Origin of the sequence: Janthinobacterium sp. SUN026 (genome assembly GCF_030397625.1) — a bacterium.
Lineage (GTDB): Bacteria > Pseudomonadota > Gammaproteobacteria > Burkholderiales > Burkholderiaceae_D > Janthinobacterium > Janthinobacterium kumbetense.
The window spans coordinates 26,758-46,388 of record NZ_JAPQNU010000004.1 but is presented as its reverse complement, the minus strand read 5'-3'; the positions used below and the strand labels follow the sequence as shown (position 1 = coordinate 46,388).

Sequence of the window (19,631 nt, the reverse complement as noted above, 5' to 3'; positions counted from 1 at the left end):
CCATGCCTGTCCCTGACCGCGCGCGCGGCTTTACGCTGATCGAGCTGCTGGTGGTGCTCGGCATCGTGGCGCTGTTGCTGACCCTGGCCGTGCCCCGCTACTTTCCCAGCCTCGACAAGGCGAAGGAAACCGTGTTGGCGGACAACTTGCGCAACCTGCGCACGACCATCGACCAGTTCCACGGCGATACGGGACGTTATCCCGATACTTTGGAGCAACTGGTCGAAAAGAAATACCTGCGCGCCATGCCCATCGACCCCATCACGGACAGCGAATCGACATGGCTGATCGTGCCGCCGCCCGACGATACGCCGGGCCAGGTGTATGACGTGAAAAGCGGCGCGCCCGGCAAGGACCGCAGCGGCACGCCGTTCGCCGACTGGTAGCGGCCATGCACCGTCCTGCGCGCCGCCAGCGCGGTGTTACGTATCTGGGCCTGATCATCCTGGTCGCCATCCTGGGCCTCGTGGGGGCGGCCGGGCTGAAGATGGGCTCCTTGCTGCAGCGCCAGGCGGCCGAGCAGGAGCTGCTCGACATCGGGGCGGAGTTTGTCGATGCGCTGCAGAGTTACACGGGCGCCACGCCCGCCGGCCAGCCGCAGCATCCGCCGACCCTGGCCGCCTTGCTGCGCGACCCCCGCTTTCCGCAGGTGCGCCGCCATTTGCGCAAGCTGTATGTGGACCCCGTCACGGGACGCGCCGAATGGGGCTTGTTGTACCAGCCCGGTGGCCAGGGCATCATCGGCGTGCATAGCCTGTCATCGTCCGCGCCCTTAAAAGTGGGCAATTTCGACGCCCGCTTCACCGGTTTCGAAGGCAAGTCGCACCTGTCCGAGTGGCAGTTCGTTGCCGGCGGGCCCGTGCCGCCGGCGGGACTGGTCCTGGCGCCGCCAGACGCTGGCGCGCCGCCCTCCGCCGCGCCGCCCGTCTTGTTCCCGCCGCCGCATCCGGCTGCGCCAGCGCCCGAACCATCGGCGCCCGAGGCGGTGGAGCCGGAGGAAGAGGCCGGCGCGCAAGCGCGCAATCCACTTTAACCATAAGTCAACGATGAAGAATACAGGGATAACTATTTTCACCTGGAAATTCATCTTGACCTCGAACCATTTCATAGAGGAAATACTTTCAATAAATGAAATTTCAATAAAATAATTACAAGTAATTTGATGTCTTTATGCTACCATCCTTCCTGGTACTTTCAGTACTAAAGCGATGGCTGGCCCACCTGGCGGCCATAAATTACTTTTAAGGGATAATTTATGAAATTGAAATTTATCGCGGCAGGCATTCTGGCTGCAGCATCGTTCAGCGCATCGGCGGCCACCTACAATCTGGGCATCCTGGATCCAAGCGGCTTCGATACGCGGGCATCGATCACCACCAATTTCGCCGCCAATTCGGTGGTCGATGATTTGTGGACCTTCAAACTGCTGACCCCGTCGTCGACCTCGTTTGGCGCATTGCAAACGTTTTCCGTTGCCGAAGGCGCGATCAGCAACTTCGCCGCCACCCTGGTGGGCTATGGCGACCTGACCCTGACGTCGGTGGCCGGCATCCAGAGCCTGAGCTGGGCCGGTTCCCTGGCGGCGGGTACCTATGAGGTGCGTGTTTCGGGCTTGACCGGTTTGCAGAATGGCCAGTACGTGGGCACGGTCTCGGCCTTGCCTGTGCCGGAACCGGAAACCTACGGCATGCTGCTGGGTGGCCTGGCGCTGGTCGGTTTCGCCGCCCGCCGCCGCGCCCGCAAAGCTGTTTGATTTTTGCTGGCAAGAATGACAAAACCCGCCGAGGCGGGTTTTTTTGTTTCTAATGCATGATTACATGTGCGATTGCGACAACATGTGCAGGACTAGGCGCCCAGTCGAAGACAGTACGCCAGTACGGCGAGACGCAGGCAACAACGTCCTGCCCATGCTGTCAAGCGTGGCGCTTGAAGTCGCGGAAGCGGAAGCCAACGAGGAACAAGGTGGCAAAATACGCCACGCCGCACAGGGCCACTACCAGGGCCAGCGCGCCGGCCCGCAACAGCGGATGGGCTTGCATAGCGATCCAGTCGATGCGCATGGCGCCAGCATACGCCACGCCGCCCATCACGACGAGTGCCGGCAGCAGGCGCAGGAAGAACTTGGCCCAGCCCGGTTTCGGCTGGTAGATGCCGCGCTTGCGCAAGCCCCAGTACAGGAAGCTGGCGTTCAGGCAGGCGCCCAGGCCGATCGACAGGGCCAGGCCGGCCACGGCGATGTAGGGCACGAACAGCAGATTCATCAGCTGCGTGGCGATCAGCACGCCGATGGCGATTTTCACGGGCGTGCGGATATCCTGGCGCGCATAGAAGGCGGGCGCCAGGGTTTTCACGAGGATGATGCCGATCAGGCCCAGGCTGTAGGCCACCAGCGGCTGCGTCGACATGGTCACGGATTCGGCCGTGAACTTGCCGTAGTGAAATAATGTCGCGATCAGCGGCGTGGCCAGGGTTGCCATGCCGACGGCGGCGGGCAGGGCCAGCAGGAAGGTCAGACGCAAGCCCCAGTCCAGCAGGGCCGAGTATTCCGTCTTGTCGCCATCGACATTCGCCTTCGACAGGCTGGGCAGCAAGATGGTGCCCAGGGCCACGCCCAGCATGGCGGTCGGGAACTCCATCAGGCGGTCCGCATACGACAGCCAGGAAATGCTGCCCTCGGCCAGGCGCGACGCGATACTCGTGTTGATCATCAGGCTGATCTGCGCTGCCGAGACGGCAAACACGGCCGGCCCCATCTTTTTCAGCACGCGGCGCACGCCGCCGTCGGACAGGCCGATGGCGGGATTGATCGACAGGCGCGGCAGCATGCCGATCTTGATCAGCGCGGGAATCTGGATCGCCACTTGCAGCAAGCCGCCGGCGAACACGGCAATGGCCATGGCGTAGATCGGCTGTTTCAAGTGCGGCGCGAGGAACAGCGAGGCGGCGATGAACGACAGGTTCAGCAAGACGGGGGTGAACGCGGGTATCTTGAATTCGCGCCAGGTATTCAGGATGCCGCCGGCCAGGGCCACGAAAGACATGCAAGTAATATAAGGGAACATCAGGCGCGTCATCCACACGGCCGCGTCGAAGGCCCCTGGGTCCTTGGACAGGCCCGTGGCGATCGCGTACACGAACCAGGGCGCGCCGACGATGCCGATGGCGGACACGAGCAAGGTGGCCCAGACGAGGGTAGTGGCCACATGGTCGGCCAGTTGCTTGCTCGCTTCCTGGCCATGCTGGTTCTTGTATTCAGACAAGATCGGCACGAAGGCTTGCGAGAAGGCCCCCTCGGCAAACAGGCGGCGCAACAGGTTGGGAATGCGGAAGGCAACGATGAAGGCATCCGTGTAGGCGCCGGCGCCAAAGGCGCGCGCGAACAGGCTTTCGCGCAATAATCCGGTTACACGGGACAGCATGGTCATGCTGGAAATGGCGGCGAGGGTTTTAAGCAAGTTCATGGGGGCAGATTATAGCCGGGCGCGGTACCGGCAAACGGTTAAAATATGGTAACAAGCGGGTAACAAGCGGGGCCGATTCGCCCTTGCCAGGCCCATTTTCAGGTGATTTTGGCATCACACACGGTTTTTTGATTTGCCCCCGCTTGAAAATATCGCTATAATCGAAGGCTGTACAGAATTCTGTTACGCAGACACTAATGTTTGACAGGCACTGGTTTGGCACACATGGTTCGGCAGACGCACAGAACGCACCGGTTGGCAAACACTAATGTTTGCAAACGCACTTTGACCCTGTTTTAGGAAATTCCATGGCAAATACCGCACAAGCGCGCAAACGCGCTCGTCAAGCAGTTAAGCAAAACGCACACAATTCGTCCCAACGTTCGACCTTGCGCACGGCTATCAAAGCTGCTCGCAAAGCGATCCAGGGCGGCGACAAGGCAGCTGCTGCTGCAATCTTCCAAGCATCCGTGTCGACCATCGACCGTATCGCTGACAAGAAGATCATCCACAAAAACAAGGCAGCTCGCCATAAGAGCCGTCTGGCAGCTGCTTTGAAAGCACTGTCCGCTTAATATTCGCCAGCAGGCAAGCCGCCACGGCGGCCTTGCCTGTGCCGGTACGCTGGCACTGGTTGAAAAGCAAAAACCCGCAGATTCATTCTGGCGGGTTTTTTCGCGTTTTTTCAGGATTTTTTGCGGCCGTGCCCGCCAGCGGCAGGCCGCGGCCGTGCTGGCCTAGCGTGTCCCTGGCAAGTTGCCGATGCTCATGCCCGGCTTGATGTTCTTTTGCTTGAACCAGCCCAGGTTCATTTCCAGCGCATAGCGCACGGGCACCGTCTTCGTGGAGCAATGGCTGTCGAGCGTGTGCGGCTGCATGTCTTCGATGTTGACGATCTTGCCGCCGGCATCGATAAAGGCCACGGACAGGGGCAGCGGCGTGTTTTTCATCCACATGCATTGCGTCGATGGGTTGCCGAAGACGAACAGCATGCCCGCATTGGCCGGCATCTTTTCACGGTACATCAAGCCCTGTTCGCGCTGCTCTTCCGTGGCGGCCACTTCCGCCTGGATCAAATGCATGCCAGCCGACAGCTGCACGCTCTTTGTTTGAGCTTGAGCAATGTTGGCGCCGGCCAGCAGGGCGATGGACAGGCTGAGATGACGTAGGGAATTTTTCATGGGGCGGGACGGTGGCTGCGAAGCGGCGATTAAGCCATGCTGGCGGCTGCCTGGTCAAGCATGCTGCCTGTCCGCGCCGAAAGCGTGGGGTTACAGCAACATGGCTGCTGCCGTAACCCCGGGAATTACCCTTGCTTCTTCTTGCTTCTTGCTTCTTACTTCTTGCTGCTTACTTCGCGGGCTTGCCTGCCTCGGCGGCTGGCTGCTTCGCCTTGCGTGCCTGGGGAACCAGGCGCGGGGCATCCGTTGCGGCCGAAGCCTTGGTCGATGCGCCCGAACGTGCCGCATCCGTCGCGGCCGAAGCGTTGACGGTGGCCGACGCCGGCGGCACCGGCTTGACGGCGTCGGTCGCGGCCGACGCATGGCTGGCTGCCGAAGCGGGTGGCGGCTTGACGGCATCGGTCGCTGCGGAAGCGTGCACCTTGGCGCCCGATTGCGCCAGTGCGGCGCCGGCAAGCAGGGAAGCGGCCAGGGCCAGGATTACTTTTGTCATCATCTTTCCTTTTCTATCATGTTAAGGTGGGATGATTTTAATGCATTATCTAAAAATAAATAGTGCATCTTGGCAAAATTCGGTGCCGGGGGCGTTTTTTCTTGTCCGGTTCACGCTTTTCCGATGTTTTCGGCCGGCACTTCGCACCATTCGCCGGGCAGCAAGGGGTGGCTGGCCAGGGAAAACGGGCCGATGGCGCTGCGCACCAGGCGCAGCGTGGGCAGGCCGACGGCGGCCGTCATGCGCCGCACTTGCCGGTTTTTCCCTTCTTTCAGGGTGATCGCCAGCCATGAGGTGGGCTTGTCGGCGCGCGCGCGGATCGGCGGATTGCGCGGCCACAGCCAGTCCGGCTCGGCGATGCGCACGGCCTTGCACGGCTTGGTGATGAAGTCGCCCAGGTCCAGCGGCGCCTGCAGGCGCGCCAGGCTGGCCGCATCGGGCACGCCGTCGACCTGCACCAGGTAGGTTTTCGCTTCCTTGCGGTCCGGGTGGCTGATCTCGTGCTGCAGGCGGCCGTCGTCCGTCAGCAGCAGCAAGCCTTCGCTGTCGGCGTCGAGCCGGCCGGCCGGGTAGATGCCGGGGATGGTGAGATGGTCGGCCAGGGTGGCGCGGCCCTCCTGCGGCGAAAACTGGCACAGGACCTGGAATGGTTTATTGAAGAGGATGAGTGGCATGCTGGTAAGGGAATTGATGTAAGCGATGGTGGCTGCTGATCGGCGCCGCAAAAGCGTGGCGCCCTGTAAGATACTGGTGCATAATGTGAAATGTTAGTCTTATGTCTTATAGAAGACTTGAGGCGGTATGGCAATGCGGTTCTTTGGCGCCGCGGGTGGCCCGGGTGTTCTTTCCCTGCTAAAGTGCGTTGTTGCCGCCCTGTTCGGACTTGTTTTTGTAAACTCTGCAACCGCAGAGCGCGTCGCCGGCCTGTGTTGCCCGCCAGCGGTGTGTCCCACTTCGGAGATCACGATGTATCAACATATCACTGTACCTGCTGACGGCCAAAAAATCACCGTCAACGCCGATTTTTCGCTGAATGTACCAGATAATCCCATCGTTCCCTTCATTGAAGGCGATGGCACGGGCATCGATATCAGCCCCGTCATGATCAAGGTGATCGACGCGGCCGTGGCCAAGGCCTACGGCGGCGCGCGCAAGATCAGCTGGATGGAAATCTATGCGGGCGAAAAGGCGACGAATGTGTACGGCCCCGATGTGTGGCTGCCGGAAGAAACCTTGGCCGTGCTGAAAGATTACGTGGTTTCCATCAAGGGCCCGCTGACCACGCCCGTCGGCGGCGGCATCCGCTCGCTGAACGTGGCCTTGCGCCAGCAGCTCGATCTGTACGTCTGCCTGCGCCCCGTGCGCTACTTCACGGGCGTGCCATCGCCCGTGAAAGAGCCGGAAAAGACGGACATGGTGATTTTCCGCGAAAACTCGGAAGATATCTACGCCGGCATCGAATACCAGCAAGGCTCGCCCGAAGCGAAGAAACTGATGGATTTCCTCGTCAATGAAATGGGCGTGACCAAGATCCGCTTCCCGGCCACGTCGGGCCTGGGCATCAAGCCCGTCTCCATCGAAGGCACCGAGCGCCTGGTGCGCAAGGCCATCCAGTATGCGATCGACAATGACAAGCCATCCGTGACGATCGTGCACAAAGGCAACATCATGAAATACACGGAAGGCGGCTTCCGCGACTGGGCGTATGCGCTGGCGCAAAAGGAATTCGGCGCCGAGCTGATTGATGGCGGCCCGTGGTGCAAGTTCAAGAACCCACGGACGGGCCGCGACATCATCGTCAAGGATTCCATCGCTGACGCGTTCCTGCAACAGATTTTGCTGCGTCCGGCCGAATACAGCGTCATCGCCACCCTGAATTTGAACGGCGATTACATTTCCGACGCGCTGGCGGCGCAAGTGGGCGGCATCGGCATCGCGCCGGGCGCCAACCTGTCCGACTCCGTCGCCATGTTCGAAGCGACGCACGGCACGGCGCCGAAGTACGCGGGCAAGGATTACGTGAACCCCGGTTCGCTGATTTTGTCCGCGGAAATGATGCTGCGCCACATGGGCTGGCTGGAAGCGGCCGACCTGGTGATTTCCTCGATGCAAAAGTCGATCGCCTCGAAGCGCGTCACCTATGATTTCGCCCGCCTGATGGAAGGCGCCACGCAAGTGTCGTGCTCCGGTTTCGGCCAGGTGATGGTCGAGCACATGTAAAGGAAACGGGGCAGGGTGCTGCGCGCCCTGCGGACGAAAAAAAACCCCGCTTCAAGGAAACGGGGTTTTTCACATCTGAGGGCCGGCGATGCTTAGGCTGCTTGGATGTTGGAAGCTTGCTTGCCTTTAGGGCCTTGCGTGACTTCGAATTGAACTTTTTGACCTTCTTTGAGGGTCTTGAAACCGTTCATGTTGATTGCGGAGAAATGAGCAAACAAATCTTCGCCGCCATCATCTGGAGTGATGAAGCCAAAACCTTTGGAATCATTGAACCACTTAACTGTACCTGTTGCCATAAAAAGAACTTTCAAAATTAAAACAAATCACACGAGCCATAAAAGCAAGAAGCTTCTTGCCCCCTCCTCGACGTCTCACTTCTTATCAAGCTGTACATTACTGCAACAGTCGATACAGCATTGTTGGCGGAATAAATAATGAAGTCAAGCGCTTTTCCATCGATATTGCCAAATTCTTCACGGCAACCAAAAAAGCAACTCTTGATTTTGACGGCAAGGTCGCCATCTGCGCACTATTAAGAAAACGCGTAAGATTGAAAACAATTGGAAAGGCGTAGATATTGCGCATGACAACCACTGTGAAAGCATTAGAATAAGCGTATGGCAACCAAGCACGACACAGAAACCCTGCTGGAGCGGCAAGTGCTGAAGCCGCCACCGCTCTACCAGGTAGCCTTGCTCAATGACGACTACACCCCCATGGAATTTGTGGTGGCCATCATTCAGGAGTATTTCAACAAGGACCGTGAAACGGCGACGCAAATCATGCTCAGTGTTCATCGCTACGGCAAAGGAGTGTGCGGCGTGTTCTCTAAAGATATAGCGTGTACCAAAGTGGAGTTCGTTTTAACGCATGCGCGCAAGGCGGGGCACCCCCTGCAGTGCGTGATGGAGGAAGTATGATTGCGCAGGAATTAGAAGTAAGTTTGCACATGGCGTTTGTCGAAGCTCGGCAGGCACGGCACGAATTCATCACGGTTGAGCATTTACTGCTGGCACTGCTGGACAATCCCTCCGCTGCCGAGGTGTTGCGTGCCTGCGCGGTCAATATTGAAGACCTGCGCAAGACCCTCACCAATTTCATCGGCGATAACACGCCGACCGTGCCTGGCACGGGCGAAGTCGACACCCAGCCGACGCTTGGTTTCCAGCGCGTGATCCAGCGTGCCATCATGCACGTCCAGTCCGCCTCGAATGGCAAGAAGGAAGTCACGGGCGCCAATGTGCTGGTGGCCATCTTCGGCGAAAAGGATTCGCATGCTGTCTACTACCTGCACCAGCAGGGCGTGACGCGCCTGGACGTGGTCAATTTCATCTCGCACGGCGTGCGCAAGGACCAGTCGACGGAAAGCGCGAAAGCCTCCGAAGGCGTGGAAGAGGCGCCCGTCGATGGCCAGCCGAAGGAAAGCCCGCTCGACCAGTTCACGCAAAACCTGAACAAGGCCGCTGCCGAAGGCAAGATCGACCCGCTGATCGGCCGCGAGGAAGAAGTCGACCGCGTGATCCAGATCCTGTGCCGCCGCCGCAAGAACAATCCGCTGCTGGTCGGCGAGGCGGGCGTGGGCAAGACGGCCATCGCCGAAGGCCTCGCCTACCGCATCACGCAAAGCGACGTGCCGGAAATCCTGCAGAATGCCGTCGTGTATTCGCTGGACATGGGCGCCTTGCTGGCCGGTACCAAATACCGCGGCGACTTCGAACAGCGCCTGAAAGCCGTGCTGAAACAACTGAAGGACAATCCGAACGGCATCCTGTTCATCGACGAGATCCACACCATCATCGGTGCGGGTTCGGCGTCGGGCGGCACGCTGGATGCGTCGAACCTGCTGAAACCGGCACTGGCCAACGGCCAATTGAAGTGCATCGGCGCGACCACGTACACGGAATTCCGCGGCGTGTTTGAGAAAGATCATGCCTTGAGCCGCCGCTTCCAGAAAGTGGACGTCAACGAGCCAACCGTCGAGCAAACCGTGCAAATCTTGCGCGGCCTCAAATCGCGCTTCGAAGAGCACCATGGCGTGAAATACTCGGCCTCGGCCCTGTCGACGGCGGCCGAACTGGCGGCGCGCTTCATCAACGACCGCCACTTGCCCGACAAGGCGATCGACGTCATCGATGAAGCGGGCGCGGCGCAGCGCATCTTGCCGAAGTCGAAGCAAAAGAAAACCATCGGCAAGGCCGAGATCGAGGACATCATCGCCAAGATCGCCCGCATTCCGCCGCAAACGGTCAATCAGGACGACCGCAGCAAGCTGCAGACGATCGACCGCGACTTGCGCAATGTTGTGTTCGGGCAAGATCCGGCCATCGATGCGCTGGCGTCGGCCATCAAGATGGCACGTGCCGGCCTGGGCAAGACGGACAAGCCGATCGGCTCCTTCCTGTTCTCCGGTCCGACCGGCGTGGGCAAGACCGAGGTGGCGAAACAGCTGGCCTTCATCCTCGGTATCGAGCTGATCCGTTTTGACATGTCGGAATACATGGAACGCCACGCCGTCAGTCGTCTGATCGGCGCGCCACCGGGCTACGTCGGTTTCGACCAGGGCGGCTTGCTGACGGAAGCGATCACCAAGAAGCCGCATGCGGTCTTGCTGCTCGATGAAATTGAAAAAGCCCATCCGGACATTTTCAATATCCTGCTGCAAGTGATGGATCACGGCACCTTGACGGACAACAATGGCCGCAAAGCCGATTTCCGCAACGTGATCATCATCATGACGACGAATGCGGGCGCGGAAAGCTTGCAAAAGACGTCGATCGGCTTCACCAACTCGAAGCAGGCTGGCGACGAGATGGCCGACATCAAGCGCATGTTTACGCCGGAGTTCCGCAACCGCATCGACGCGACCATCAGCTTCCGGTCGCTGGACCAGGAAATCATCCTGCGCGTGGTCGACAAGTTCCTGATGCAGCTGGAAGAGCAGTTGCACGAGAAAAAGGTCGAAGCCGTATTTACCGAGAAGCTGCGCGCTTTCCTCGGCAAGAAAGGCTTCGATCCGCTGATGGGCGCGCGGCCGATGGCGCGCCTGATCCAGGACATGATCCGCAAGGCCCTGGCCGACGAACTGCTGTTCGGTCGCCTGGTGACGGGCGGACGGGTCACGGTCGACCTCGACGACAAGGATCAGGTCTTGCTGGAATTCCCGGAACCGCCAGATGCGGCGCCGACGGCTGCGCCGGAAACGGTGGAAGTGGAATAAGCTTCCTGCCGTCAACAAGAACCCGCCCACGCAAGTGGCGCGGGTTTTTTTACGCCCGTAAGTGATTCATGGAAACTATTATGCAAATTGCCTTGTTTAAAAAAAGGTATTGCTTTTGCATTAGCTATGCAAGAATCGGGATCCCGGTGTCGGCCTTGCCCCGCATCGTTTCCATGACCGCTGACTGCTCGTTGAAAGACTGCCTACATGAAAATTTCCCGTACTCTCGCCTTCCTCTTGTTTTCCGCCGGCTTGCTGGGGAGCGCTGCCGCCGCTGCCGCGCCTGCCGGCAGCTACTTCCGCTTTCCTGCCGTGCGCGGCGATACCGTCGTCTTCACGGCCGAAGGCGACTTGTGGAAAAGCAATCTGCGCGGTGGCGCGGCGCAGCGCCTGACCACGCATCCGGGCTATGAAACGAATGCGGCGATTTCGCGCGATGGCCAGTGGATCGCCTTTTCCGCCGCCTATGAAGGGGCGCAGGAAGCGTATGTGATGCCGCTGGCCGGCGGCTTGCCGCGGCGTATTTCGTACGACAATGGCGGCGTGCTGGTGCTGGGCTGGACGGCGCAGGGCGAAGTGCTGGTCAGCACGCAAAATACGGATGGTCCCGCGTCGCGCCGCATCGTCGCCGCCGTCGATCCCGTGAAACAGACGCGCCGCGTGTTTCCCGTGGCCGACGCCAACGATGCCGTGCTCGACGACGCCGGCAAGACGCTGTTCTTCACGCGTTTCGGCCTGGCCATGACCAACGACAATGTGCGCAACTACCGGGGCGGCGCGCATGCCGTCCTGTGGCGCTACGACCTCGATGGCAAGGGCGAGGCCGTGCGCATGCACGCGGAACCCGCTGTGTTGGCTGGCAACAACAAGCGCCCCATGTGGTGGCAGGGCCGTGTCTACTATATCAGCGACGCGGGCGGCAGCGACAATCTGTGGAGTATGCTGCCCGACGGCTCCGACCGCCGCGCCTTGACGAGCCACACGCAGTGGGACGTGCGCAATGCGTCCCTGGGCGACGGCAAGATCGTCTACCAACTGGGCGCCGATTTGCACGTGCTCGACCTGAACGTCGCGGCAACGGGCGCCTCGCAGCCGCTGGCCATCAGCCTCGTGTCCGATTTCGACCAGCAGCGCGCGCGCCAGATCCGTTCGCCGCTCGATACCTTGAGCAATGTCCAGGTGTCGGTCAAGGATGAGCGCATCATCCTTACTGCAAGGGGCCGTGTCAGCATCGCCGGCACGGGCAGCTTGCGCCGCGTCGACATCGCCATTCCGGAAGGGGCGCGGGCGCGCGACGCCGTCTTTTCCAGCGACGAGAAATCCGTCTTCGCCATCGTCGACACGAGCGGCGAGAATGAAATCTGGAAGTACGCCGCCGATGGATCGGGCAAGGGCGAGCAGCTGACGACGCAGGGCGATAATCACCGCTGGAAATTGTATCCGTCGCCGGACGGGCGCTGGCTGGCCCACACGGATAAAAAAGGCCGCTTCTGGCTGCTGGACCTGGCCACCAGGGGCAACGCGCTGATCGACGACGCGGGCAAGGCGGGCGTGGACAAGCATGACGAAGTGCAATGGTCGCCCGACAGCCGCAACCTGGCCATCGTGCGCGTGGCCAGCAACGAGCAGCGCGAGCAGATCGGCTTGTACAACCTCGCGTCGAAGCAGCTGCAATTCGTCACCAGCGACCGCTACACGTCCGCTTCGCCCGTGTTTTCGCCGGACGGGCGCTGGCTGTATTTCCTGTCGGCGCGCAATTTCCAGCTGGCCAACGGTTCGCCATGGGGCGACCGCAACATGGGCCCCGTGTTCGACAAGCGCACCGGCGTGTATGCGCTGGCGCTGCAGCCGGGCAACCGTTTCCCGTTCCAGCCCGACGATGAGCTGAGCCGTCCGGGAGTGAAACCGCCCGAGACGGACGATGAAAAGGCGGCCGAATCGGCGGCGGAAAAAGCGCTGGAAAAGGCGGGCGGCAAGGGCGCCGTGAAAAAAGCGCCGGCCGCCTTGCCGGCCATCGTCAGCCAGGGCCTGGCCGAACGCCTGTATGAAGTGCCGCTGGCGGCGGGCAACTACAGCGCGCTGGCCGCCGATGACAAGCGCCTGTATTTCCTCGAGCGGGACAGCGGCGAAAACAAGTCCAGCCTGAAGACCTTGGCGATTGGCAACACCGGCTCCAAGCCGGAATTGCTGGTGGCCAATGTGCGCGAATTCGACCTGGCGCAGGATAAGAAGCATTTGTACTACCGCACGGCAGCGGCCACGGGACCGGGCGAGATGCTGGTGATCGAGGCGGGCGCCAAGCTGCCGGCCGACCTGTCGAAGGCCAAGGTCAAGGTCGACGACTGGACTTTCGTGTCGAATCCGCGCCTGGAATGGAAGCAGATGTTCAACGACGCCTGGCGTTTGCACCGCGATTTTCTCTACGACGCGAAGATGCGCGGCGTGGACTGGAAGGCGGCGCGCGACAAATATGCGCCGCTGGTCGAGCGGGTCACGGACCGCGCCGAACTCAATGACGTGCTCGGCATGATGGTGGCCGAAGTGGGCGCCCTGCATTCGCAGATCCGTCCCGGCGAATTGCGCCGCACGGAACAGGAAGGCACGCCGGCGGGCCTGGGCGCCGTGCTGGCGCGCACCAGCGACGGCTACCGGGTCGAGCATGTCTACCGCAGCGAAGCGGAGCTGCCCTCGACGCGCCCGCCCCTGTCGCGGCCCGACGTGGACGTGAAGGCGGGCGACGTGATCACGGCCGTCAACGGCAAGGACGTCTTGGCCGCGCGCGACATCAGCGACCTGCTGCTGAACCAGGCCGACAAGCAGGTGCTGCTGCAGGTCAGGCGGGGCAAAGGCGCGCCGCGCGCCGTCATCGTCACGCCCGTCAACATGGCGAAACAGACGGCGCTGCGCTATGGCGACTGGGAATTGAGCCGCGCCGAGCAGGTGGCGGCCGCCTCGCAAGGGCGCATCGGCTACCTGCATTTGCGCGCCATGGGCCCGAACGACATCGCCTCGTTCGCGCGCGATTTTTACGCCAACATCAACCGCGAAGGCCTGGTCATCGATGTGCGGCGCAATAACGGCGGCAATATCGACAGCTGGATCATCGAAAAACTGCTGCGCAAGGCCTGGGCCTACTGGGCGCCGCCGGGTGTGCAGCCGTCGTCGAACATGCAGAATACCTTCCGCGGCCACTTGGTCGTGCTGGTCGACGAACTCACGTATTCGGATGGCGAGACCTTCGCTGCCGGCATCAAGGCCCTGGGCCTGGCGCCGCTGGTGGGCAAGCGCACGGCGGGCGCGGGCGTCTGGCTCAGCGACAATACGCGCCTGGCCGACAATGGCATGGCGCGCGTGGCGGAAAACGGCCAGTTCGGCATCGACGGCCAGTGGCTGATCGAAGGCGTGGGCGTGGTGCCGGACGTGGAGGTGGAAAATCCGCCGCACGCCACCTTCAATGGCGCCGACCGCCAGCTGGAAGTGGCGCTCGACATGCTGGCGAAAAAGCTCAAGGAGCAGCCGCGCCCCGCTTTCCAGGCGCAGCCGATCCCCGCGCTGAAGTAGTCCCGCTACAGGCCGCAGGCGGCCTTGAACTGTTGCGCGCGGCGGCGCGACACCTCGACCACGCTGCCGTCCAGCAGGTGCAGGTCGAGGCCATCGGCCGCATTCGGCGCCACTTGCGCCACCTGCGCCAGGTTGACGATCTGGCGCCGGTTGGCGCGCAGGAACAGGGCCGGATCGAGCTTTTCTTCCAGCTGGTTCAGGGTGCGCAGCATCAGCGGACGCTGCGCGCCGAAATGCACGCGCGTGTAGTTGCCTTCCGATTCCAGCAGGCGGATATCGTCAAACGCCACGAACCAGCAGCGTTCCCCGTCCTTGATGAAGACTTTGCGCGGCGCGGGCGGCGGCACGGCTTGCGCCCGCGCGCCGGCGCGTGCCAGCGCCGTGGCCAGGCGTGCCGCCTGCACGGGTTTTTGCAGGTAGTCGAGGGCGCTGACCTCGAACGCCTGCAGCGCGTACTGGTCGAAGGCCGTGCAAAAGATGACGTCGGGCGCATCGTCGAGCGCGGCCAGCAGGTCGAAGCCGGAGCCGCCCGGCATCTGCACGTCGAGCAGCAGCAGGTCGGGCCGCAGCTTGCCGATCTGCGCGACGGCGTCGGCCGCGCTGGCCGCCTCGCCCACGATCTCCACGGCACCGCGCTGCACATGCGGCGCCAGCAGCCGTCGCAGCTCGGCGCGCGCCAGGCGTTCGTCATCGACCAGCAGTACCTTGAGCGGCTGGCCGTTCATGCCTGCTCCGGCAGGTGGATGGTGGCATGCACCCAGCCCGCCTGTTCGCGCAATTCCAAGCTGGCGCGCTCGCCGCAAGCCAGTTGCAGGCGCTGGCGCGCATTGCGCAGGCCGACGCAGGTGGAGTTGCCCGGTTCGCGCAAGGCGCCCGTGTTGGCCACGTCGATCTGCAGCATGGCCGCGCCGTCGGCGGGGCTGGCGCGGCGCACCGCGATGCGGATGTCGGCGCCTTCGGCGCTCGCTTCGACGCCGTATTTGACGGCGTTTTCCACCAGCGTCTGCAGGGCCATGGGCGGCACGCGCACGTGTTCCACGTCGGGCGCGCTGATCTCGATCGCGAAGCTGACGCGCAGGCGTTCCTCGAAGCGTATCTGTTCGATGGCCAGGTAGGCGCGCACGGCGTCCAGTTCGGCCGCCAGCGGCACCGTGGCGTGCTGGCCCGATTGCAGCGCGTGGCGCATCAGGCCTGCCAGCTGGTCGATCATGTGCGCGGCCGCTTCGCGGTCTTCGAAGATCAGTGCGCGCACGCTATTGAGGCTGTTGAAGAAAAAATGCGGATTGACTTGCGCCTGCAGGGCGCGCAGTTCGGCCTCCCGTCCGTGCAGCTGCAGGCGCAGGGTTTCCGCTTCCAGGCGAGCGGCGCGGCGCAGCGACAGCGCGGTGAAGTAGAACACCGTCCAGGTCAGGAATACCCCGAACCAGAACAGCAGTGCGCCAGGCAGCCAGGCGATGCCGCGCAGGATGTCGGGCGGATACATGACGTGGAAGGCGGCCGTCACACTGGCCGTCTGGATGGCGGCCAGCAGGATCAGCGACGGCACGATGCGTTTCCAGCGCAAGCCGTTTGCCGCCCAGCCGCGCCGGCGCAGCACGCCATGCCACAGGTGCGACAGCAGCAAGCCGCCCAGCGATCCCCAGCAGGCGATGGTCGCGACGATGCGCAGTTGCGAGGAGCCGCCGTACACGCTGTTGAACAGGGCCAGCGCGCCCCAGCCGGCCAGCTGGAAGGTCCAGTACCAGTCGATCCGAGCCAGCAACGGGGGGCGGTGGGGTGGCGTCATGGCTCAATGCAGGAATTGCTCGATCTGGCCGAACATCCAGTCCGGCTGGTCGTACATGATGAAGTGGCGCGCCGTGTCGGCCAGCGCGATCTGCACGCCGGGCAGCTGTGCATACTGTTGCTGGAACGTGGCTTCGATGGCGGCGCGCGGCGCGTAGTCCTTGTAGGCGATCCAGGTGCCCAGCACCAGCGTGGGCGACTGCACTTTCGCCACGTCCTGGCGCAAATCGCTGGCCATCAGGGTGCCCATGGCCTTGATCACCGTTTCGCGGTCCGAGCGCTGGCCCCAGCCGATGATGCGTTCCACGTCGGCCGGCGCGCTGGCCATGGCCGCGACGGTGCGGCGCTGACTGGCGCTGGCGGCCGCCGCATCCTGGGCCCGCATGGCCGCCTGCATCTGCTGCGACATGGCTTGCAGCTGCTCCGGCGTGATGGAGGGCAGCTGCGTCGCGCCCAGCGCCGGCAGCGAATCGACGATCACCAGCTTGCCCGTCTGCGCCGGATGGTCGATGGCCATTTTCAGGGCCAGGAAGCCGCCCAGGCTATGCCCGATGATGGTTGGCTGGCCCAGTTTGCGGGTGCCGATGTAGTCGGCCAGCTGCTGTTCCGCCTGCGCCAGCAAGTCGCCTTCGATGGGCGCCACGCCGGCAAAGCCGGCCAATGTCAGCACGTGGCATTGGTGCGCGGCTTGCGGGCCGCACAGGCGCGCCACCGTGGCTTGCCACACTTCGCCCGAGGATGCGAGGCCGGGAATCAGGATCAGGGGACGGCCTTGTCCGGTGACCTCGACCGTGAAGGCCTGGGGCGCGGCGGCCTGGCTGGCGCCCGCCAGCAGCGCGGTACTGAGCAAGATCAATGTTTGCAGTGTTCGTTTCATGGGGTACTCCTCCTTGACGACCATGCTAGCGGCGCCGGGAACGCGCGGCCAGCGCCGCGGGATGAGCGGCGCCAGGACGGGATGAGCGGTTCAGATCCATCCATCGTGGTCCTGGCAATGGTCCGGATGGTAGGTCAGGTATTGCACCATGCGCGGCGCCGAGCCGCGGTTGGGCGTGGCGCAATGGGGCAGGGCCTGGTGCCAGATGATGAAATCGCCGGCCATGCCTTCGACGGGCACGGGCCGCAAGTCGTTGACGGCCCATTCGCGCGGCTGGCGTCCTGGCGGCACTTGCCGCAGCCAGCCGGCCATGCGGTGCTGGAAGCCGGGCACGCAGTGGAATGCGCCGTGCTGCGCCGGACAGTCGCTCAGGTACAGCATGCCCTGCAGCTTGAACGGAATCGGCTGCTGCAGGCTGACGTCCCAGTGCAGGGCGCTGCCGAGGAAACGGTGCTGCGGCGTTTCCGGAGCATTGAAGCTTACCTTGTCGATGCTGGCGTAGATGCCGGCGCCAGTGCCGTACAGCTGCTGGTAGGCGTGGCGGATGTGCGCAACGTGGCGGTTTTCCTCGAGGGCCGGGTGGTCGGAAAACTGCAGCATCAGGCCCCGCTTGCCCGGGTGCGGCTGGTACCACGATGCCGCATCGTCCGGGGAGGCGCCCAGATAGTCCCAGATGGCCGCCCGGGCAGCGGCGCACTGCGTGCGCGGCACGGCGCCGCGCAGCACCAGATAGCCGTGTTCCTCGAAATGGCGCAGCTCGGCGGCGGACAGCACGTCCTCGTGCGCGCTGGCGGCATGGGCCGGGCGTGGGCGCGTGCGCGCGGCGATCCAGTCCGTGTAGGCTTGCAGGGTCGGCCGTTGCTGATACAGGAAGTGCAGCGCGTCTTCCATCGAAATGCCGCGTGCGTACAGCGCCTTGATGTCGCTGTGGTCGCGCGCCAGTCCCGGGTTGCCGCTCGCGGCGCCTTGTCCCGTGCAGCGCTGCCATAAATCGTGCAAGTGAGCCCAGTCGTCCATGGTGTTTTTTGTCTGGTTGGAAAAATCAGCCGGCGCGCAGGCGGCGCCACAAGGTGGTACGGCTGATGCCGAGGTACTGGGCGGCGGCGTCGCGGCGCCCGCCGAAGCGCGCCAGCACGGCGCTGGCGCTTTCGTCTTCCAGGCGCGGCGCGACGGCGGTGGCCGGCGCCGGCGGCAGCGCCGCCGTGCCGGCAGCGTTGGCCAGTTCCGGCGCCACGCCCAGCACGAAGGCGGGCGTCAGCGCCTGCAGCGGTTCGGCGGCCAGGAACAGCGCCAGGCGTTCGGCCAGGTTGCGCAGCTCGCGCACGTTGCCGGGCCAGTCGTAGCGGCGCAGCAGCGGCGCGCAAGCCTGGATTTCTGCGTGCAGGTTGGGATGCGGACGGGCGCCCAGCGCCGCCAGCGCGTTTTTCAGCGACCATTCGGCCAGGCCGGGAACGTCGCTGGCGCGTTCGCGCAAGGCGGGCAAATGCAGGCGCAGCACGGCCAGGCGGTAGAACAGGTCGGCGCGGAAGCGTCCTTCGCGGATGCGCTGTTCCAGGTCGCAATGGGTGGCGCTGATGATGCGCACATTGATGGCGATGGGCCGCGTGCCGCCCACGCGCACCACTTCGCGCTCTTCCAGCACGCGCAGCAATCGCGTTTGCAGGGCCAGCGGCATTTCGCCGATTTCGTCGAGGAACAGGGTACCGTGGTTGGCCGCCTCGAACAGGCCCGCATGGCCGCCCCGGCGCGCACCCGTGAAGGCGCCATCTTCGTGACCGAACAGTTCCGATTCCAGCAGGGATTCGGCGATGGCGCCGCAATTGATGGCGATGAAGGGCCGGTTCGCGCCCAGGCTGCGCGGGCTTTCACGGTGGATCGCCTGCGCCACCAGTTCCTTGCCGCTGCCCGTCTCGCCCTGGATCAGCACCGTCGCCGGCGAGCGGGCATACAGCACCACCGACTGGCGCAGCGCTTCCATCGCTTCCGATTCGCCGCGCAAATCGTGCAGGCCGTGGCGCGCGCGCAGGGTGTCGGCCACCACCGCGCGCCGCCCGCGGTTCGACTCGATCTGGGTCAGGCGCGCCAGTTCCAGCGCGTCGTCGAAGGCGCGCCGGATGGCCGTGGCCGAATACACGAAGACGGCGGCCAGTCCCGCTTCCTCGGCCAGGTCGGTGACGAGCCCCGCGCCGACGACGGCCTTGACGCCGGCTGCCTTCAGTTCATTGATCTGCGCGCGCGCGTCTTCCTCTGTGGCGTAGGTGCGCTGCGCGATCTGGAAGCCGAAGGTGGCGGCAAATTCGGCCAGTTCCGGCATCGGGTCCTGGTAGGTGACGACGCCGATGTGCGGCGAGATGCGCCGCGCGCGCGCCAGCGCCTGCATCACGTCGTAGCCGCTGGCCTTGGCGATGATGACGGGTACCGACAGCCGTCCCTTCAGGTAGGCGCCGTTCGAGCCGGCCGCGATGACGGCGTCGCAGCGCTCCGTGGCCATGCGTTCGCGGATGTGGCGCACGGCGTCGTCGAAACCCAGGTTGATCGGTTCGATCGTCGCCAGGTCGTCGTATTCGAGCGTGATGTCGCGGAACAGATCGAACAGCCGCGAGACGGAGACGGTCCAGATGACGGGTTTGTCGCGGTGGTCGAGCGGAGGTTGGGGAGGGCGGCGCATGCTTTATTCTAAACGATTTGTTTCAATTTCCAGCCATGCAACGGCGTTGCAACGGGCGTGTTGCAGGTGGTCTGTGGTGTTTCAGATATTGCCAATAAGGAATATGAAAAAACCGTGGGAAACTGGTTTATGATCTAGCAGCACCATGATGCTTGTAAGAATCTTTTT

Annotated in this window: 18 protein-coding genes; 8 read left to right on the top strand and 10 right to left on the bottom strand. The window is 63.0% G+C overall.

Going from position 1 to position 19,631, the window contains the following annotated elements:
- The first annotated feature begins 2 nt into the window (after positions 1 to 2).
- The 3 genes from OX459_RS18605 to OX459_RS18595 all read left to right on the top strand — a co-directional run bounded on the left by OX459_RS18605 (position 3) and on the right by OX459_RS18595 (position 1,753).
- Positions 3 to 386 carry a prepilin-type N-terminal cleavage/methylation domain-containing protein gene (locus OX459_RS18605; RefSeq protein WP_099665056.1) on the top strand — a complete coding sequence of 128 codons (384 nt, stop codon included), beginning with the start codon at positions 3 to 5 and terminating at the stop codon, positions 384 to 386.
- Positions 387 to 391: 5 nt separating this feature from the next.
- Entirely contained in the window at positions 392 to 1,033 is a 642-nt protein-coding gene (locus OX459_RS18600; RefSeq protein WP_289906128.1) for a type II secretion system protein, read from the top strand.
- A gap of 222 nt (positions 1,034 to 1,255) precedes the next feature.
- The gene (locus OX459_RS18595; RefSeq protein ID WP_077401053.1) at positions 1,256 to 1,753 is read left to right on the top strand and encodes an FxDxF family PEP-CTERM protein; all 498 of its coding nucleotides are present in this window, start codon (positions 1,256 to 1,258) and stop codon (positions 1,751 to 1,753) included.
- A gap of 160 nt (positions 1,754 to 1,913) precedes the next feature.
- On the opposite strand, the gene murJ is transcribed toward OX459_RS18595, so the two are convergent.
- Positions 1,914 to 3,461, bottom strand: a complete 1,548-nt coding sequence (gene murJ, locus OX459_RS18590; protein WP_099665054.1) for a murein biosynthesis integral membrane protein MurJ — start codon at positions 3,459 to 3,461, stop codon at positions 1,914 to 1,916.
- Between the two features lie 308 nt (positions 3,462 to 3,769).
- On the opposite strand from murJ, the gene rpsT reads away from it, so the two are divergent.
- Positions 3,770 to 4,036 carry a 30S ribosomal protein S20 gene (rpsT, locus tag OX459_RS18585; RefSeq protein WP_010395935.1) on the top strand — a complete coding sequence of 89 codons (267 nt, stop codon included), beginning with the start codon at positions 3,770 to 3,772 and terminating at the stop codon, positions 4,034 to 4,036.
- A gap of 162 nt (positions 4,037 to 4,198) precedes the next feature.
- On the opposite strand, the gene OX459_RS18580 is transcribed toward rpsT, so the two are convergent.
- The 3 genes from OX459_RS18580 to OX459_RS18570 all read right to left on the bottom strand — a co-directional run bounded on the left by OX459_RS18580 (position 4,199) and on the right by OX459_RS18570 (position 5,809).
- Positions 4,199 to 4,642 (bottom strand): DUF192 domain-containing protein, encoded by a 444-nt coding sequence (locus OX459_RS18580; protein WP_251350039.1) that lies wholly within the window; start codon positions 4,640 to 4,642, stop codon positions 4,199 to 4,201.
- A 169-nt stretch (positions 4,643 to 4,811) separates the two neighbouring features.
- Positions 4,812 to 5,135 (bottom strand): hypothetical protein, encoded by a 324-nt coding sequence (locus tag OX459_RS18575; protein ID WP_289906127.1) that lies wholly within the window; start codon positions 5,133 to 5,135, stop codon positions 4,812 to 4,814.
- Between the two features lie 110 nt (positions 5,136 to 5,245).
- On the bottom strand, positions 5,246 to 5,809 hold the full coding sequence (locus OX459_RS18570; protein ID WP_289906126.1) for a pseudouridine synthase: 564 nt from the start codon (positions 5,807 to 5,809) through the stop codon (positions 5,246 to 5,248).
- 292 nt (positions 5,810 to 6,101) lie between these two features.
- Here OX459_RS18570 and icd point away from each other — a divergent pair, with 292 nt between their 5' ends.
- Positions 6,102 to 7,355, top strand: coding sequence for an NADP-dependent isocitrate dehydrogenase (gene icd, locus OX459_RS18565; protein ID WP_289906125.1), 1,254 nt, complete (start codon positions 6,102 to 6,104; stop codon positions 7,353 to 7,355).
- A gap of 92 nt (positions 7,356 to 7,447) precedes the next feature.
- Here icd and OX459_RS18560 read toward each other — a convergent pair whose 3' ends face one another.
- Positions 7,448 to 7,651: a cold-shock protein gene (locus tag OX459_RS18560; RefSeq protein ID WP_010395943.1), complete on the bottom strand. Its 204-nt coding sequence runs from the start codon at positions 7,649 to 7,651 to the stop codon at positions 7,448 to 7,450.
- Positions 7,652 to 7,972: 321 nt separating this feature from the next.
- Here OX459_RS18560 and clpS point away from each other — a divergent pair, with 321 nt between their 5' ends.
- The 3 genes from clpS to OX459_RS18545 all read left to right on the top strand — a co-directional run bounded on the left by clpS (position 7,973) and on the right by OX459_RS18545 (position 14,133).
- Positions 7,973 to 8,275, top strand: coding sequence for an ATP-dependent Clp protease adapter ClpS (gene clpS, locus OX459_RS18555; RefSeq protein ID WP_034751577.1), 303 nt, complete (start codon positions 7,973 to 7,975; stop codon positions 8,273 to 8,275).
- Complete coding sequence (clpA, locus tag OX459_RS18550) at positions 8,272 to 10,572, top strand: ATP-dependent Clp protease ATP-binding subunit ClpA (RefSeq protein WP_035825884.1); 2,301 nt, start codon at positions 8,272 to 8,274, stop codon at positions 10,570 to 10,572. The genes clpS and clpA overlap by 4 nt, the downstream gene beginning before the upstream one ends.
- A gap of 207 nt (positions 10,573 to 10,779) precedes the next feature.
- Positions 10,780 to 14,133, top strand: a complete 3,354-nt coding sequence (locus OX459_RS18545) for a S41 family peptidase (RefSeq protein WP_289906124.1) — start codon at positions 10,780 to 10,782, stop codon at positions 14,131 to 14,133.
- 5 nt (positions 14,134 to 14,138) lie between these two features.
- Here OX459_RS18545 and OX459_RS18540 read toward each other — a convergent pair whose 3' ends face one another.
- From OX459_RS18540 to prpR, 5 genes are all read right to left on the bottom strand, one after another.
- Positions 14,139 to 14,858, bottom strand: a complete 720-nt coding sequence (locus OX459_RS18540) for a LytTR family DNA-binding domain-containing protein (protein ID WP_289906123.1) — start codon at positions 14,856 to 14,858, stop codon at positions 14,139 to 14,141.
- Positions 14,855 to 15,919: a histidine kinase gene (locus OX459_RS18535; protein ID WP_289906122.1), complete on the bottom strand. Its 1,065-nt coding sequence runs from the start codon at positions 15,917 to 15,919 to the stop codon at positions 14,855 to 14,857. The genes OX459_RS18540 and OX459_RS18535 overlap by 4 nt, the downstream gene beginning before the upstream one ends.
- Before the next feature lie 3 nt (positions 15,920 to 15,922).
- The gene (locus tag OX459_RS18530; protein ID WP_289906121.1) at positions 15,923 to 16,795 is read right to left on the bottom strand and encodes an alpha/beta hydrolase; all 873 of its coding nucleotides are present in this window, start codon (positions 16,793 to 16,795) and stop codon (positions 15,923 to 15,925) included.
- A gap of 90 nt (positions 16,796 to 16,885) precedes the next feature.
- Positions 16,886 to 17,812, bottom strand: coding sequence for a phytanoyl-CoA dioxygenase family protein (locus OX459_RS18525; protein WP_289906120.1), 927 nt, complete (start codon positions 17,810 to 17,812; stop codon positions 16,886 to 16,888).
- Positions 17,813 to 17,837: 25 nt separating this feature from the next.
- Positions 17,838 to 19,463, bottom strand: coding sequence for a propionate catabolism operon regulatory protein PrpR (gene prpR, locus OX459_RS18520; protein ID WP_289906119.1), 1,626 nt, complete (start codon positions 19,461 to 19,463; stop codon positions 17,838 to 17,840).
- Between the last annotated feature and the right edge of the window lie 168 nt (positions 19,464 to 19,631).

Coding starts and splice junctions, on each gene's coding strand:
- OX459_RS18540 (WP_289906123.1), bottom strand. CDS start 14,858: ATGAACGGCCAGCCGCTCAAGGTACTGCTGGTCGATGACGAACGCCTG.
- clpS (WP_034751577.1), top strand. CDS start 7,973: ATGGCAACCAAGCACGACACAGAAACCCTGCTGGAGCGGCAAGTGCTG.
- OX459_RS18605 (WP_099665056.1), top strand. CDS start 3: ATGCCTGTCCCTGACCGCGCGCGCGGCTTTACGCTGATCGAGCTGCTG.
- murJ (WP_099665054.1), bottom strand. CDS start 3,461: ATGAACTTGCTTAAAACCCTCGCCGCCATTTCCAGCATGACCATGCTG.
- rpsT (WP_010395935.1), top strand. CDS start 3,770: ATGGCAAATACCGCACAAGCGCGCAAACGCGCTCGTCAAGCAGTTAAG.
- OX459_RS18530 (WP_289906121.1), bottom strand. CDS start 16,795: ATGAAACGAACACTGCAAACATTGATCTTGCTCAGTACCGCGCTGCTG.
- OX459_RS18535 (WP_289906122.1), bottom strand. CDS start 15,919: ATGACGCCACCCCACCGCCCCCCGTTGCTGGCTCGGATCGACTGGTAC.
- OX459_RS18575 (WP_289906127.1), bottom strand. CDS start 5,135: ATGACAAAAGTAATCCTGGCCCTGGCCGCTTCCCTGCTTGCCGGCGCC.
- OX459_RS18560 (WP_010395943.1), bottom strand. CDS start 7,651: ATGGCAACAGGTACAGTTAAGTGGTTCAATGATTCCAAAGGTTTTGGC.
- prpR (WP_289906119.1), bottom strand. CDS start 19,463: ATGCGCCGCCCTCCCCAACCTCCGCTCGACCACCGCGACAAACCCGTC.
- icd (WP_289906125.1), top strand. CDS start 6,102: ATGTATCAACATATCACTGTACCTGCTGACGGCCAAAAAATCACCGTC.
- OX459_RS18525 (WP_289906120.1), bottom strand. CDS start 17,812: ATGGACGACTGGGCTCACTTGCACGATTTATGGCAGCGCTGCACGGGA.
- clpA (WP_035825884.1), top strand. CDS start 8,272: ATGATTGCGCAGGAATTAGAAGTAAGTTTGCACATGGCGTTTGTCGAA.
- OX459_RS18545 (WP_289906124.1), top strand. CDS start 10,780: ATGAAAATTTCCCGTACTCTCGCCTTCCTCTTGTTTTCCGCCGGCTTG.
- OX459_RS18570 (WP_289906126.1), bottom strand. CDS start 5,809: ATGCCACTCATCCTCTTCAATAAACCATTCCAGGTCCTGTGCCAGTTT.
- OX459_RS18595 (WP_077401053.1), top strand. CDS start 1,256: ATGAAATTGAAATTTATCGCGGCAGGCATTCTGGCTGCAGCATCGTTC.
- OX459_RS18580 (WP_251350039.1), bottom strand. CDS start 4,642: ATGAAAAATTCCCTACGTCATCTCAGCCTGTCCATCGCCCTGCTGGCC.
- OX459_RS18600 (WP_289906128.1), top strand. CDS start 392: ATGCACCGTCCTGCGCGCCGCCAGCGCGGTGTTACGTATCTGGGCCTG.